This is a genomic window from Microbacterium gallinarum (assembly GCF_014837165.1).
Taxonomy (GTDB): Bacteria; Actinomycetota; Actinomycetes; order Actinomycetales; family Microbacteriaceae; genus Microbacterium; species Microbacterium gallinarum.
Window position 1 is genome coordinate 82402 of sequence record NZ_JACSPM010000004.1, and the last position, 13928, is coordinate 96329.

The following is a 13928-nucleotide window of genomic DNA, read 5'->3' on the forward strand; positions in this document are numbered from 1 at the left end:
ACGAGACCCTGCGTGTGCTGTCGGGCGTCAGCGACCCTTGGCCGGCGTCGCCTGGAACGCCTTCACGATCTCCTGCGAGAAGGTGTTGCCCGCGGCATCCGTCGCCGTCACCCGAAGGTCGACCCAGCCGCCCTTGTCGGACACCGGAACCTGCGCGGCGTAGCCGCTGACCCACGCGCGTGAATCGACGAAGATGCCGCCGCTGTGCTCGACCGCACCCGCGGGGGCATCGGTCTCGGCCGGCTTCAGCACGACCGGCTTCCACTCACCGTCTGCCGTGCGGTACTCGAGCGTCGCCGTGGTGATCGCGCCCGAGGGAGCGCTGCCCGCGACGTGACCGAGCTCGAGACCAAGCGAGACGCCCGCTCCCTTGCGCCGGCCTTCGCCCACCATGTTGTCCTCGTTGACGTCGACGTCGTAGAACGCCTGGATCATCGGCAGCAGTCGGTAGTCCCAGTCGCCGAGCTTGCCTGCGGAACGGAACGTCCAGTCGCTGACCGTCTTGGTGGAGCCCGCGAGGTGGGTGCCGGGGTGGGTCGCGGTGCTCACCACGCGCCACTCCTGCTCACCGTCGGGGAGGTCGAACAGGTTCGCTCCCTGGTGCTCGGTCTGCCTGACCAGCTCGCCGTCGATGTAGACGTCGGTGAGCTGCTGGACCGTCGAGTCGGGCATCCAGGTGTCGAAGGTGCCGGTGTGATCGGCGTTGCCGCCGTCGGCCCAGCTCGGCACATTGATCTGCACGTAGTCCGACACGCGGTAGGGGACCCAGAAGCCGGTGGCGACGTACGGGCGGACGATTCCGCCGAAGTACTCCTCCGTCGAACGCTGGCCTCCGTCGTAGGTGCGCAGCTTGTCGCGGATCTCCCACATCACCGACGTGACGGCCACCCACTGGTTCCACCGCAGGTTGTCGGTGTTGATCCACTCCTCGCGGTCCGTGCCGCGCTTGGCGCGGAACGGGAACCCGTTGCCGTACTCGGCGCCGGGGACGAAGTCGTAGCGGAACTCGGCGACCTCCTCCTCCTGGCCGTGGTAGCGGGTGTCGATGCGGGCGAGGTCCTTCGACGAGTGCGTGTAGGCGAGGTCCGTGGGGATCTCTCCGTCGCCCCACTCGGCGATGTCGTAGACCACGTCGGTGTCGGGTACGCCGACCGCCGACAGCGTGATCTTCTTCTTGCCGCCGAGCTGCTCGATGAGCTTGCGTCCCTCGACGCCGCTGATGCCCGCGACCGGGATCGTGGCATCCGAGTAGTCGGTCTCTGAGCCGGCCCACGCGTTGAACTCGCGGTCCTCGTTGTTCGCCACGATGATGAGCTTGGCCCCGGCCTGGGTCGCGTTGGCCACCTGCTGCGACACGGAGAGATCAGTCCCGCGGGTCACGACGGCGATCTTGCCCTTCACGCCCGCCGCGGCGAGCTCGCCCGGCGTTCCCGATCCCGCGTCGACGGCGGTCGCGGTGAACGAGCCGTCGAGGAGCTTCGAGCCACCCAGCACGATGAGATCGAGGGGGTTCTTCTTCCCCTGGCTCAGCGTGAGCAGCGGGGTCTGCAGCCGCCAGCGCACGGTGAAGTCGAAGTCGGCGTCGTCGACCTTCATGGGCTGGGCCCACATCTCGTCGGTCCACACCGGCATCATCGCGCTGACGAAGAAGTCGTCGACCTTCATCTCGAGGCGCTGGAACACCGGCTCCAGGCCCTTCACTCCGACGTCGACCGAGACCTTCTCCGCGGTGCGGGCGTCGAGCTCGACGGTCGTGTCCTGCTCCAGCGTGAGCGTCGGCTCGCCCACCATCACGGTGGCGAGCGTGTCGGGCGTGCGGAGGATGTCGAGGTACGAGACGACCGAGTAGTCGCCCTTCATCAGGCGCAGCGTGGTCTCGCCGCTCACGAAGATGGGCTCGGCGAACCTCGTCGCGGGGTTCCACAGGTACGCGTACGTGTCCATCGGGTTGCCGTCGAAGTCCTTCGCCGACAGCGTGAGGTTGTAGCGCTCGGCCTCGGCGATCGTGCCCAGAGCGGTGCGCACGACGGGCTCGCCGTCCACGGAGCCGATGAGCGCCCCGGACAGCTGCCGGCCCGCCGGCACCTTCGCGGGGTCGACGGTCATCGTCACCGAGGCCGTGCCGCCCGCGGGAATGGTGAGTGTCTGCGCGTCGATCGTGAGCGCGTCGAGGGCGGCGCGGGCCGACAACGGGCCGGGACCCACCTCACCACCGGGCGTGGTGTCGGCGAGCGTCGGCTCGAGGGTCACGACCATCTCGGCGTCGGTGCGGTTGGTGTACTCGACCGTGCGCTCGACCGGAGTCGGCTCCTCGCCCCAGGCGAGCATGCCGAAGTCACCCGAACCGGAGGCGACGATCGGCGCGTTGAGCGCGGCGTCGATGTCGATGACGCCCGAGCCGCCGGCGTACGCCGAGAACCCGAAGTCGCGCGCGGTGCTCGCGAGCGCCGCCTTGAGCTGCTCGGTCGTGTACTCCGGGTGCGCGCCGAGCAGGATCGCCGCGGCGCCGGCGACGTGCGGCGTCGCCATCGACGTGCCGCTCATCGCGACGTACGCGCCCTCGCCGCCGCTGTCGGCCGAGCGAGCGGCCGTGACGTCGGCGCCCGGTCCGGACACGTTGGGCTTGAGAGCGCCCGACCGAGAGAGCGGACCTTGGCTCGAGAAGTACGACATCCCGCCGCTCGGGTCGTCGACCGACCCCACGGTGAACGCCTGCTCGGCTGAGCCGGGGGCGCCGATCGTCTCGGGTGCGCCGTTGTTGCCCGCAGCGACCACGAACAGCGCGCCGGTCTCCTGGGCGATGCGGTTGAGCGACTCGGCCATGAGGTCTTTGCCGTCGGAGGCCTCCATCGACCCCAGGCTCATCGAGACGATCGGGGCGTTCTGACCGGCCCATTCCATCGCCTCGATGATCCACGAGTCCTGGCCGTAGCCGTCGGCGCCGAGCACCTTGCCCACGAGCAGGTCCGCGCCGTCGGCGACGCCGCGGTGCAGGCCGTCGCTCGCGGCGCCCGTGCCGGCGATCGTCGACGCGACATGCGTGCCGTGGCCGTTCGGGTCGCTGTCGACCTCCTCGCCCGGCACGAAGCTCCGCGAGCCGGAGAGCACGCGTCCCTGCAGGTCGGGGTGCGTGTCGTCGTAGCCGGTGTCGAGCACGGCCACCGTCGCGCCCTCGCCGGTGTGACCGGCCGCCCACGCGGACGGTGCGCCGACGAAGGGCACGCTCGAGTCGAGCGTCGCCTCGACCTTGCCGTCGAGGTGAATGGCCTCGATGCCGCCCGCGAGCTGGGGAGTCGCGGAGAAGGCGCGCGCGGTCGGCGCCGTCAGCGTCTTCCACGCGGCGGCGGTCGACTCGTGGCCGAGCGTGGCCGCGGCACCGCCGATGCTGGCGAGCTCGGTCTGCACCTCCAGCCCGGGGAGCGGCGCGGCGAAGGTGCGCGGGGATGCGGCATCCTGTTCCACGATGATCGGGGTCGCGTCGACCGAGGCGTCGTCGTACCCGAAGTCGATCAGCTTCGTGACGTTGAAGAGGTCCTGGTCGAGCGCGCCCGAGGCCAGGTACGGGAGCGCGGCGTCGGGGACGACGTGGAGCTCTCCGCCCGCATCGTAGGTGCGCACACCTGCGCCATCGACGGCGGTGTCGATGCTGACGGTGTGCGTGCCGTCGCTGAGGTCGGTCACGGTCACGCGGTCACCGGTGATCAGCGTGACGGTGGACGAGCTGCCGGCGACCGCGTCAGGGGTGGGGGGACCGTCGACGTTCGAGGTCGCGGTCGCCGGCAGAGTGGCGAGGCCGATGCCGGCGATGCCGATCGCCAGACCGCTTGTGGCGGCGACGATCGGACGCAGACGGCGGCCGATGGGTGGGGGATTGGACATGCGTGAACCTCTCGGGGGGTAGGGGATCTGCAAACGAAGCTCTCATGCGCGGCGCGTACAGTGGTGGCGGAGAAATGCCATGGCCACCATCCGCCACAGCCGGTGGGTGAAGATGGCCGGTGTGGAGAAGGTGACCGTGCTCGACGCACTGGGTCTCGATGAGGAGCACACCGCCGTCTACCGGTGGATCCTTCAGCAGACGTCGGCCTCTGCGCCCGAAGTCGCCGAGGCGCTGGGCATGTCGCTGCCGCGCGTTCGTCCGATCGTGGCCCAGCTCGAGCGGCTGGGTCTGGTGGCACGCAAGGCCGCGCGCAGCGACCGGTACGTCGCCTCACCGCCGACGACGGCGTTGCGTCCGCTGCTGCTCGAGCGCGAGCGCGGGTTGACGCGTGCGCACGAAGCGCTCATCGAGCTGAGCGACCTGTACCGCCGCTCGGCCGAGCAGCGCAGCGTCGCCGATGTCGTCGACGTCGTGATCGGCGACGACGCCGTGCGGCAGCGCGTCGCGCAGCTGCAGGCGGCGTCGACCGAGCAGGTGCGTGTGCTCGTCCTGCATGAGGTCGCGCTCGTCAGCGGCGAGGAGAACATCGAGGAGGATCGCGCCCTCGCGCGCGGGGTGCGGTACCGCGTGATCGTCGAGAGCGCCGTGCTCGAGCGGCCCGGATTCCTCACCGCCGCGCGAGAGATGGCGCAGATCGGCGAGGAGATCCGGGTGCTCCCGACCCTTCCGACGCGCATGTTCATCGTCGACGATCAGATGGCCCTCGTGCCCATGCACGCGCAGGGCGACGACGAGGGCTTCGGCGCTCTGCTCATCCATCCGAGCGGGCTCCTCGATCTCGTGATCGCGATCTTCGAGGAGTACTGGAGCCACGCCACCGCGTTCCTCCCCGTCGCCGAGGTGCCCACCACCGAGGAGGTCGACCGAGACCTGCTGCGGCTGCTCCTGTTGGGGGTGACGGATGCCGCGGCCGCGACGCAGCTCGGAATCTCGCTGCGCACGGTCCAGCGCCGGGTGTCGGACCTCATGGAGATCGCGGGTGTGACGACCCGCATGCAGCTCGGCGCGGAGGCCGTGCGCAGGTCATGGGTCTGAGCGCTGTGCGGGCTGGGTCGCTTGCGGGGTCAGTCCGCGTGCGTGTTGAACCAGGTCCGGCGCTGTGCGGCCTCGCTGTCGCTCTCGGCCGGGTCTGACGTGTCGTGCTCGACGAGCCGGCCGTCCTCGTCGAGGGGCACGAACCGCAGGCACGTCGGGCACAGGGCGCGGCCGTCGGGGAACCCGTCGGGAAGGGTCGCGGCGGGCACGCCGGGCGCGCCCGACCCTGAGCAGCGTGGCGGGTCGGCCGCGGCATCCGCCCACATGATCGTCCGGTGGCGATGCAGCCCCGGATGGTCCAGGTGACGCGTGCAGCGACGACCCTGGTTGCGGCTCGTGCAGAACCGCACCGTCACGGCTTCGGCCTCGGCACGAACCGCGGAACCCAGCGGACGAACGCGGCGGCGCCGACGAGGCCGATCACGCCGACGACGCCCGTCGCCAGGGCGAGGGTGGAGGCGGCCGCGATCGCCGACACGAGCAGCGGCGACACCGCACCTCCGGCGTCGGTCAGGGTCCGCCAGGATCCGAGGAACGGCGCCGGGTCGTCCTTGGGGGCGATGTCGGCGCCCAGCGTGAGAAGGATGCCGCTCGACAGGCCGTTGCCGACGCCGAGGACCGCGGCGAACATCGCGAACCACATCGCCGACTGCTCGAGGTCGTGGGTGAACGAGAGCGCGAGGAAGCCCATACCCATCAGGAGCATGGCGGGGAGGGCCGCCCACAGGCGCCCGAAGCGGTCCATGACCTGTCCGCTGGCGTAGAAGAGCGCGAAGTCGATGGCACCGGAGATCCCGACGACGAGCGCGATGGTCTGTGCGTCGAGCCCGAGCGAGACGCCCCACAGCGGCAGGACGACCTGTCGGGCGGAGCGGACGGCGGAGAGGGATGCCGCGGCCAGGCCGAGTCGCGACAGCACACGTCGATACGCCCACATCGTCCGGAAGACGCCGGTGCGCTCGGTCGTGGGGATCGAGCCCGTGACGGGCTCGCCGGTGTCTTCGGCCAGCGTCGAGTCGTCGCGCGAGCGCACGGGCGCCGCGACGGCCTGCTCCGGATCGGGACCCACCAGCACGAGCAGGATCGTGGCGACGAGGCAGGCACCGAAGAACCAGATGGTCGCATGCTCGTCTCCGAACAGGGCGAGCAGCGCGGCCGCCACGAACGGTCCGATGAACATGCCCAGGCGGAAGGTGCCGCCGAGAAGGGAGAGCGAGCGGGCGCGGAACGCCAGCGGCACGCGCGTCGTCATGAACGAATGCCGGGCCAGGCCGAACGCCGCAGCGCAGAATCCGATGACGAACACGGCCAGGGCGAAGACGCCGAGCGACGGGGCGAGGGCGAGACCGACCACCGCGGCGAGACAGAGCCCGCCCGCGATGACCATGGTGAAGCGCTCCCCGACGCGGGCGACCGCCCAGCCGGCGGGGATGTTGCCGCACAGCTGACCCACCACCAGCGCCGAGGCGACGAGGGCGGCCGTGGCGAGGTCGGCCCCGAGCTGTGCCGCGATCACCGGGATCAGCGGGATGACGGCACCCTCGCCGAGCGCGAAGAGCACGGTCGGGCCGTAGATCATCGGCGCGAATCGGACGAGAACATCCCGCGGGCGATCGGTCACGTGCATCCACGTTAGTCTGGACTGTCATGCTCGACTTCGATCCCTCCGCCGATATCCAGGCCCTGCGCTCCACGTTCTCCGACATCAAGGCCGTGGTCGACGTCGACGCACTCACGGCCGAGATCGCGCAGCTGAGCGAGGCGGCCGGGGCACCCGACCTGTGGGATGACGTCGAGCAGGCGCAGAAGGTCACGAGCGCCCTGAGCCACCGTCAGTCGGAGCTCAAGCGCGTCACCGACGTCGAGCAGCGACTCGACGACCTCGAGGTGCTGGTCGAGCTCGCCAACGAGATGGACGACGAAGACTCCGCCGAGGAAGCGCGCCACGAGATCGCGGAGCTCGAAGACATCATCGGCCAGCTCGAGGTGCAGACGCTCCTCGACGGCGAGTACGACGATCGCGCGGCCGTCGTGACGATCCGCTCCGGCGCGGGCGGCGACGACGCCACGGACTTCGCCGAGATGCTGCTGCGCATGTACCTGCGCTGGGCCGAGCGTCACAGGTATCCGGTGAAGGTCATGGACACGTCCTACGCCGAGGGGGCCGGCATCAAGTCGGCGACGTTCGAGGTCGACGCGCCCTACGCCTACGGCACCCTCTCGGTCGAGGCCGGCACGCACCGCCTCGCGCGCATCAGCCCCTTCGGCTCGGCCGACAAGCGGCAGACCAGCTTCGCCGCCGTCGAGGTCATCCCCGTCATGGAGGAGGCCCAGGAGGTCGAGGTGCCGGAGAACGACATCCGCGTCGACGTCTTCCGCTCGTCCGGCCCCGGCGGGCAGTCGGTCAACACCACCGACTCGGCCGTGCGCATCACGCATATCCCCACGGGTCTCGTCGTGTCGATGCAGAACGAGAAGTCGCAGATCCAGAACCGTGCCGCCGCGATGCGGGTGCTGCAGACGCGCCTGATGCTCCTCCAGCGCGAAGAGGAAGCCGCGAAGAAGAAGGAGCTCGCCGGTGTCATCACCGCGAGCTGGGGCGACCAGATGCGGTCCTACTTCCTCTACGGCCAGCAGCTCGTGAAGGACCTGCGCACTGGGCACGAGGTCGGCAACCCGGCGGTCGTGTTCGACGGAGATCTCGACGGCTTCATCTCGGCGGGCATCCGGTGGCGCAAGCGCAAGGACGACGACGACTGACGTCCTTGCCGGCTGGTCCCCTCAGCGGTCTCAGGCCCCGTCGAGCGACTCCTGGATCATGACCGGGGATGCGTGGATGCACACGATCCGCAGCCGTCCCTCACCTGTGTTCGTGAAGCCATGCCACATGTCGGCGGCGACCACCGCCGTGTCGCCCGCGTGTGCGATGACGGTGTCGTCGCCCATCTGGATCGTGGCCTCGCCCTCGATCACGAGCCACGTCTCGGTGTACGGGTGGCGGTGGAGACCCGGCCCATGCCGGGCTCGTTGTCGACGTAGAAGAACGAGATGCCTGAGCCGTACTGTTCGCCCTCGAAGCGCAGCGTGCGTGACGCGCCGATGAGCAGCTCGGATGCTGGAATGGGGGATGAGGTCATTCGTCCATCGTGGTTGTCGTCGGTGGGCGCGTCCAGTCTCAGCTTGCCCGCGTGCGGTCAGAAAGGTGCGGGGGCGGTGTCTGTGAGGGTCGGACGAAATACGGGTACTGGTCGTTCAGGCTCGACGAGGTAGCGGCGTCCGGCGGGTGAGGTCCATTGCAGAGCGCCGCCGGCGTCGGCGACGTGTTCGACCTGCCAGCCACCGTGGTGCTTGACGGTGTGGTGGCCTTTGCAGAGTGGGGCGAGGTTGTCGAGGCTGGTGGCCCCGCCGTGTTCCCACGCGACGGTGTGATCGATCTCGCACCGGTCGGCGGGGATGCCGCATCCCGGTGCCATGCACCGGTCGGCGCGCCACCTGATCAGCTTGCGGAGGGCCGGCGGCGGCCGGTACTGGGCGCGGCCGACGGAGAGCACGATTCCGGTCTCCGGGTGGGTGAGAACCCGGGTCCACCCGTCCGCCCCGCCGGTGAGCTCGCGCGCCCGGTCGGCGGGGATCGGTCCCACTCCTTCCACCACTGCCGGTTCCACGACCGCACCGGGACCGTCACCATGGAGGAGGGTGAGCACAGGGACGGTGACCATCACGGTGGCGCGGATGCCCGCTGCTTCTGGCGGCAAGGCGGCGGTCTCGCCGTCGATGAGCAGGTCTCCGAACACGTCGGCGCGCCGCTGATCCATCGTCCGCGCGTCTTCCCCGCCTGAGGCGTCGTGATCCCCGCCGCTCGCAACGCTGCGGTCGAGGGTCTTGGCGATCGCGGTGAGCCGGCCTTGGATGGCGCGGGCCTCCACCGCGGGCAGGAACGCATGCAGCCAGGCCATGCCGTCGTCGGCCGGCTCCACGATCACCCTACGATCCCGCACCGCCCATGCATGCCGCTCCGCGAGGGTCGCCGCCCGCTCACGTTCGAGCAGCGCCCGCAACCGCCGGCGGAACGCGCCCACCGGAAACTGCACCGCGAGCTCCACCGCCGTCGTGGTGACCCGCTCCCTCACGTCGGGCTCGACCGCATCCAGCAGGTCCACCAGGATCTCGGCGTGCCGTTCGGTGATCGCCGCTCGCCCGAGCGCGTCCAACGCGGCCGGGTACCGGTGCACCAGCGCCTGCGCGAAGCCGAGCAGTCCGGCGGCGGCGTGCTCGGTGACCCTCAGAGCGGCCGCCAGCTCCAACCGCACGGATCGTTCCACGACACCCGCGACCGCCCCGCCATACGGGGCCGCATCGGCCAACGCGTTGCGGCGCAGCTGATCCACCCGCAGCGCACGCTGGGCGGCGAAGACCGACATCATGGCGGCGACCTCGGTCACCAGGCCGACATCATCCGGAGCCTCGAACCCGTCCCACGGCTCATCCCACACGTCGCGCTCATCAGGAGGGGGGAACGGATCATCGTCGGCCATACCCCGACAGTAGAACATACCTACGACAATCGATCTCGAGTCGGCCACCCCCAGCGCGCACACAGGCAACCGCCGCCAAACCGATGCGGCGCCTGAGGGTGTCGCGGGAGCGGGGGCGGAGGCATCCGCTTAGGCTCGTTAGGCCATGATCCGGTTCGAAAACGTCACGAAGCGCTACAAGGGCACGTCGAAGCCTGCCTTGAGCAATGTCGACTTCGAGGTGCTGCGCGGCGAGTTCGTGTTCCTCGTCGGCGCATCCGGCTCGGGCAAGTCGTCGTGTCTGCGCATGATCCTCCGCGAAGAGACGCCCAGCGACGGGCGGGTGGTCGTGCTCGGGCGCGACCTGCGCACGCTGTCGAACCGCAAGGTGCCGTACTTCCGGCGACACATCGGGGCGGTGTTCCAGGACTTCCGCCTGCTGCCGACAAAGACCGTCTTCCAGAACGTCGCGTTCACGCTGCAGGTCATCGGGTCGTCGCGCGGATTCATCCAGCAGACCGTTCCCGAAGTGCTCGCGCTCGTGGGACTCTCCGGCAAGGAGAAGCGGTTCCCGCACGAGCTGTCGGGCGGCGAGCAGCAGCGCGTCGCGATCGCCCGCGCGCTGGTGAATCGCCCGCAGGTGCTGCTGGCCGACGAGCCCACCGGAAACCTCGACCCCGCGACATCCGTCGACATCATGCAGCTACTCGCGCGCATCAACGCCGGCGGCACGACCGTCGTCATGGCGACGCACGAGGCGGGATTCGTCGACCAGATGCAGCGCCGCGTGATCGAGCTCGTGCACGGCGAGATCGTGCGCGACGAGCGCCACGGTGGGTACGGCGACACGTCGAGCCTGCCGAGCCTCGCCCCCGAGCAGGAACGCGGCGCGGCCGCCGTCGCCGCCCTCACCGCGGTGCTCGAGGTGCAGCGCGAAGCCGCCGCGGCCGCCGAGGCCGGTCTGGATCCGACTCTCGCCAATGAGGAGGAGCGGACGGATGCCGCGCCCCGGCCGGCGTCGCGGTCGACCGCGCCCGACCCGAAGCGCGATGCGCCTGCTCCGGCCGCTGAGGCTGAGCCCGCAGCATCCGCTCCCGCAGCGCCCGCCGACCACGGCGACCGCCCCGAGCCCGACACGGTCGAGGAGCCCGCTCCCGGGCGGCCGGCCTCTCCAGCGCCGCGCGCACCGCAGACCGCGCCGATCCCGGTGGCCGACATCCCCGAGGTGGACGTCGCCGAGCTCGGCCTCGCCGATCGGCTCGGTCTGGGCGAGAAAGCGCCCGACGACGAAGTGGGGCCCACGTCATGAGGATCGGTCTCATCCTCGGCGAGGCATTCACGGGCCTGCGCCGCAACGCGTCGATGGTGATCTCCGTCGTGCTCGTCACGTTCGTGTCGCTGACGTTCGTCGGCGCGGCGATGCTCATGCAGATGCAGATCGGCATCATGAAGGACTTCTGGGTCGACCGCGCCCAGGTGGCCATCTACATGTGCACCGCGATCTCGCAGGCGCCGACGTGCACCGGCGGTGTGGCCACCGAGGAGCAGCTCGCGGCGGTGGAGGAGAAGCTCGACGGCCCCGCCCTCTCGCCACTCGTCCGCGATGTGCGGTTCGAGGACAGCGAAGAGGCGTACCAGAACGTCATCGACCTCCTCGGCGAGGACTACGCCAGTGTCATCACGCCCGATCAGCTCAACGAGACGTTCTGGATCAACCTGGTCGATCAGAACCAGTCCGACGTGATCATCGAGGCGTTCGCCGGCACCGAGGGCGTGGAGGAGGTGCAGGACCAGCTGCAGTACCTCGAGCCGCTGTTCTCAGCTCTCACCGTCGCGACCTACATCGCGGTCGGCATCGCCGCGCTGATGCTGGTGGCCGCCGTGCTGCTGATCGCCACGACGATCCGGCTGTCGGCCTACGCCCGACGGCGCGAACTCGGCATCATGCGCCTGGTCGGAGCATCCAATCGATTCATCCAGACGCCCTTCGTGCTGGAAGGCGTGTTCGCGGCGCTCATCGGGTCGCTGCTCGCCAGCGGCGCCGTGATCGCCGGCGTGCACTTCGGCGTCGACCAGTATCTGCGCGGGCGCGTGGAGTTCGTGACCACGTGGGTCGGGCTGGACGACGCGTGGATCGTCGTGCCTGTGCTCATCCTCATCGGCATCGTGCTCGCGGCGCTGTCGGCGAGCTTCGCGATCCGCCGCTGGCTGCGGGCCTGACTCTCGCGAGAGTCGTCCGGGGGTAGACTGAACGGCTGCCGTGCGCCCGCACGGCTTCGATCGAGGAGTCACCATGCCCAGGGAACGCGGTGAGACGGTCGTCGCGACCAATCGTCGCGCGCGCCACGAGTACACCATCGAGAAGACGTATGAGGCGGGTCTGGTGCTCACCGGCACCGAGGTCAAGTCGCTGCGTCAGGGGCGTGCCAACATCTCCGACGGCTACGCCTTCATCAACAACGGTGAGGCGTTCCTCGACGCGGTGCACATTCCCGAGTACTCACAGGGGCACTGGACGAACCACGCGTCGAAGCGCGTGCGAAAGCTGCTCCTCCACAAGGACGAGATCATCAAGCTGTCGCACGCGATCAGCGCGGGCGGCTACACGCTGGTGCCGCTGAAGCTGTACTTCTCGGACGGCCGCGCCAAGGTCGAGATCGCCGTCGCGAAGGGCAAGCGCGAGTACGAGAAGCGCCAGACCATCCGCGAGCGCGAAGACAAGCGCGAGGCCGAGCGGGCCATGCGCAGTCGCAACCGCCTGGGCGAGTAGACCGGATGCCGCGCCCGCCCCGTTCGGGGCAGGTCAGCGTGCGCCGAACCGCGCCTCGACGGCGGCCGTGATGACGATGTCCTCCGGCTGCAGCTGGACGGTCGGCGCCGCACCTGCGCCGTCTGCGGCGAAGGATGCCTTGGCCATCAGCATCCGCTCCTGCCGCGGAGCGGCGGGGGAGTCGTTGCGCGTGAGCAGTCCGAGATCGGCGATCTCGAGCGGCGTCACGGTCGACAGGCCGATCGCGCCGGCGTAGGCGTTCGCCCGGGCGACGGCGACGCCGACCGCGCCCGATGCGACGTCGCGCTCCATCGCGGCGCGCGTCTCCGGGGTGAGCTGCCACTCGATCCAGCCGAGCTGCACGCCTTCGCGCTCGACGACCTCGCCCGCCCAGAACGACAGCACGGCGAAGTCGGTGAACGTCGCGCTGAAGTCGACGGTGGCGTAGTGCACGGGCGCCAGGCGTCGCCCGTCGGGGCTCCACGGGCGCTCCGACCAGACCGAGACGCGCTGGCTCGTCCACTCGACGACCGTGCCCGCGGAGGTGCGCGAAGCGAGGTCCTCCCGCACCGGCTCGCTGAACGCGGCCATGCGCTCGACGACGGCGCCCCGCTCTGCACCCTCGGCGCGGATCGTGAGATGGGCCACCGCCCGCTCGGGCGCGATGCGCGCCTCGTGCTCACCCCGGACCGTGATGACGACGTCGCTCATGCGGCAGAGCCTACTGCGTGGCGGCGAAGGAATTTTCATTCAAGTGCATCCAAACCCGCCCCGTCGCGGGGAATGACTTGTCGAGGGGCGACGGATGATCGCCCCTGACGAAGGAGGACCATCATGCGAACAAAGATCTTCGCGGGCATAGCCGTCGGCGCCATCGCCGCAGTCAGTCTGCTCGCCCCCGCCAGTGCTGCCACCGCCGGCAACGCCGCCCTTTCGGTGCTGCACGGCATCCCCGACACGCCCGTGGACGTCTACGTCAACGGCGAACTCACACTCGACGACTTCCAGCCCGGCGACCTCGCCGGACCGCTCGATCTGCCCGCGGGCGACTACGAGGTGGCCCTCACCGCGCCGGACGCGACCGACGCCAGCGAACCGGTCCTCGGACCGGTGACCGTCACGCTGGAGGCCGACACCAACTACACCGCTGTCGCCCACCTCGACGAGGCCGGCGCGCCGACGGTGACCCCGTACGTCAACGACACGTCGCCGACCGCCGCGGGCGAAGGTCGGCTCACGGTGCGCCACGACGCCGCGGCACCGGCCGTCGACGTGCTCGCGGGCGGGACGCCGGTGATCGAGGGCCTCGCCAATCCGGACGAAGCCTCCCTGGATCTCCCGGCAGGCACCATCGAGGCGTCCGTCGCCGCCGCCGGCACGACCGACCCGGTGATCGGCCCGGCGCCCGTCGAGGTGCAGGAGGGCGTGCTCACCATCGTCTACGCGTGGGGCAGCCTCGAGGACGACAACCTCGACCTCGCGGTTCAGACGATCACCGGTCTGCACTCCGCGCCGGACGGGGTCAACTCGGGCACCGGTGGCCAGCTGGCGCAGCGTGACATGACGATGCAGCTGCTGATGCTCCTCGGTGGCGTCGCCATCGCCGCCGCGGTCGCGACCTCCGCCGTCGCCGTGGCACGCGCGCGGGCTCAGCGCTGAGGGCGGACAG

General features: G+C 70.1%; 13 protein-coding genes. 6 read left to right on the forward strand and 7 right to left on the reverse strand.

Annotation, left to right across the window (positions count from 1 at the left end; genetic code table 11):
* Window positions 1-27 precede the first annotated feature (27 nt).
* Window positions 28-3879 carry a S8 family peptidase gene (locus H9622_RS12215; protein ID WP_191766696.1) on the reverse strand — a complete coding sequence of 1284 codons (3852 nt, stop codon included), beginning with the start codon at window positions 3877-3879 and terminating at the stop codon, window positions 28-30.
* Between the two features lie 79 nt (window positions 3880-3958).
* Here H9622_RS12215 and H9622_RS12220 point away from each other — a divergent pair, with 79 nt between their 5' ends.
* On the forward strand, window positions 3959-4975 hold the full coding sequence (locus H9622_RS12220; RefSeq protein WP_225222052.1) for a helix-turn-helix domain-containing protein: 1017 nt from the start codon (window positions 3959-3961) through the stop codon (window positions 4973-4975).
* Window positions 4976-5004: 29 nt separating this feature from the next.
* On the opposite strand, the gene H9622_RS12225 is transcribed toward H9622_RS12220, so the two are convergent.
* Together H9622_RS12225 and H9622_RS12230 are read right to left on the reverse strand one after the other, a co-directional pair.
* Window positions 5005-5331 (reverse strand): hypothetical protein, encoded by a 327-nt coding sequence (locus H9622_RS12225; RefSeq protein WP_191766697.1) that lies wholly within the window; start codon window positions 5329-5331, stop codon window positions 5005-5007.
* Window positions 5328-6602: an MFS transporter gene (locus H9622_RS12230; protein WP_191766698.1), complete on the reverse strand. Its 1275-nt coding sequence runs from the start codon at window positions 6600-6602 to the stop codon at window positions 5328-5330. Before H9622_RS12230 ends, H9622_RS12225 begins: the two co-directional genes overlap by 4 nt.
* A 20-nt stretch (window positions 6603-6622) precedes the next feature.
* On the opposite strand from H9622_RS12230, the gene prfB reads away from it, so the two are divergent.
* Window positions 6623-7735, forward strand: a complete 1113-nt coding sequence (prfB, locus tag H9622_RS12235; protein ID WP_191766699.1) for a peptide chain release factor 2 — start codon at window positions 6623-6625, stop codon at window positions 7733-7735.
* Between the two features lie 30 nt (window positions 7736-7765).
* Here the strand turns inward: prfB and H9622_RS15865 are convergent, their stop codons facing one another.
* From H9622_RS15865 to H9622_RS12245, 3 genes are read right to left on the reverse strand one after another with little or no spacing between them, the layout of a single operon-like run.
* Window positions 7766-7948, reverse strand: coding sequence for a cupin domain-containing protein (locus H9622_RS15865; RefSeq protein ID WP_318247108.1), 183 nt, complete (start codon window positions 7946-7948; stop codon window positions 7766-7768).
* The gene (locus H9622_RS15870) at window positions 7945-8112 is read right to left on the reverse strand and encodes a hypothetical protein (RefSeq protein ID WP_225222053.1); all 168 of its coding nucleotides are present in this window, start codon (window positions 8110-8112) and stop codon (window positions 7945-7947) included. The genes H9622_RS15865 and H9622_RS15870 overlap by 4 nt, the downstream gene beginning before the upstream one ends.
* Window positions 8113-8169: 57 nt before the next feature.
* Window positions 8170-9510, reverse strand: a complete 1341-nt coding sequence (locus H9622_RS12245) for an HNH endonuclease signature motif containing protein (RefSeq protein ID WP_225222054.1) — start codon at window positions 9508-9510, stop codon at window positions 8170-8172.
* Window positions 9511-9655: 145 nt separating this feature from the next.
* On the opposite strand from H9622_RS12245, the gene ftsE reads away from it, so the two are divergent.
* The 3 genes from ftsE (at window position 9656) to smpB (ending at window position 12259) form a co-directional block, all read left to right on the forward strand.
* Complete coding sequence (ftsE, locus tag H9622_RS12250) at window positions 9656-10798, forward strand: cell division ATP-binding protein FtsE (protein ID WP_191766700.1); 1143 nt, start codon at window positions 9656-9658, stop codon at window positions 10796-10798.
* On the forward strand, window positions 10795-11709 hold the full coding sequence (gene ftsX, locus H9622_RS12255; protein WP_191766701.1) for a permease-like cell division protein FtsX: 915 nt from the start codon (window positions 10795-10797) through the stop codon (window positions 11707-11709). Before ftsE ends, ftsX begins: the two co-directional genes overlap by 4 nt.
* A 73-nt stretch (window positions 11710-11782) precedes the next feature.
* Window positions 11783-12259, forward strand: coding sequence for an SsrA-binding protein SmpB (gene smpB / locus H9622_RS12260; protein WP_191766702.1), 477 nt, complete (start codon window positions 11783-11785; stop codon window positions 12257-12259).
* A gap of 33 nt (window positions 12260-12292) precedes the next feature.
* Here the strand turns inward: smpB and H9622_RS12265 are convergent, their stop codons facing one another.
* Window positions 12293-12970: an SIMPL domain-containing protein gene (locus tag H9622_RS12265; RefSeq protein WP_191766703.1), complete on the reverse strand. Its 678-nt coding sequence runs from the start codon at window positions 12968-12970 to the stop codon at window positions 12293-12295.
* A gap of 123 nt (window positions 12971-13093) precedes the next feature.
* On the opposite strand from H9622_RS12265, the gene H9622_RS12270 reads away from it, so the two are divergent.
* Entirely contained in the window at window positions 13094-13918 is an 825-nt protein-coding gene (locus H9622_RS12270) for a DUF4397 domain-containing protein (protein WP_191766704.1), read from the forward strand.
* The last annotated feature ends 10 nt before the right edge of the window (window positions 13919-13928 follow it).

Coding starts and splice junctions, on each gene's coding strand:
- H9622_RS12215 (WP_191766696.1), bottom strand. CDS start 3,879: ATGTCCAATCCCCCACCCATCGGCCGCCGTCTGCGTCCGATCGTCGCC.
- H9622_RS12220 (WP_225222052.1), top strand. CDS start 3,959: ATGGCCACCATCCGCCACAGCCGGTGGGTGAAGATGGCCGGTGTGGAG.
- H9622_RS12230 (WP_191766698.1), bottom strand. CDS start 6,602: ATGCACGTGACCGATCGCCCGCGGGATGTTCTCGTCCGATTCGCGCCG.
- prfB (WP_191766699.1), top strand. CDS start 6,623: ATGCTCGACTTCGATCCCTCCGCCGATATCCAGGCCCTGCGCTCCACG.
- H9622_RS15870 (WP_225222053.1), bottom strand. CDS start 8,112: ATGACCTCATCCCCCATTCCAGCATCCGAGCTGCTCATCGGCGCGTCA.
- H9622_RS12245 (WP_225222054.1), bottom strand. CDS start 9,510: ATGGCCGACGATGATCCGTTCCCCCCTCCTGATGAGCGCGACGTGTGG.
- ftsE (WP_191766700.1), top strand. CDS start 9,656: ATGATCCGGTTCGAAAACGTCACGAAGCGCTACAAGGGCACGTCGAAG.
- ftsX (WP_191766701.1), top strand. CDS start 10,795: ATGAGGATCGGTCTCATCCTCGGCGAGGCATTCACGGGCCTGCGCCGC.
- smpB (WP_191766702.1), top strand. CDS start 11,783: ATGCCCAGGGAACGCGGTGAGACGGTCGTCGCGACCAATCGTCGCGCG.
- H9622_RS12265 (WP_191766703.1), bottom strand. CDS start 12,970: ATGAGCGACGTCGTCATCACGGTCCGGGGTGAGCACGAGGCGCGCATC.
- H9622_RS12270 (WP_191766704.1), top strand. CDS start 13,094: ATGCGAACAAAGATCTTCGCGGGCATAGCCGTCGGCGCCATCGCCGCA.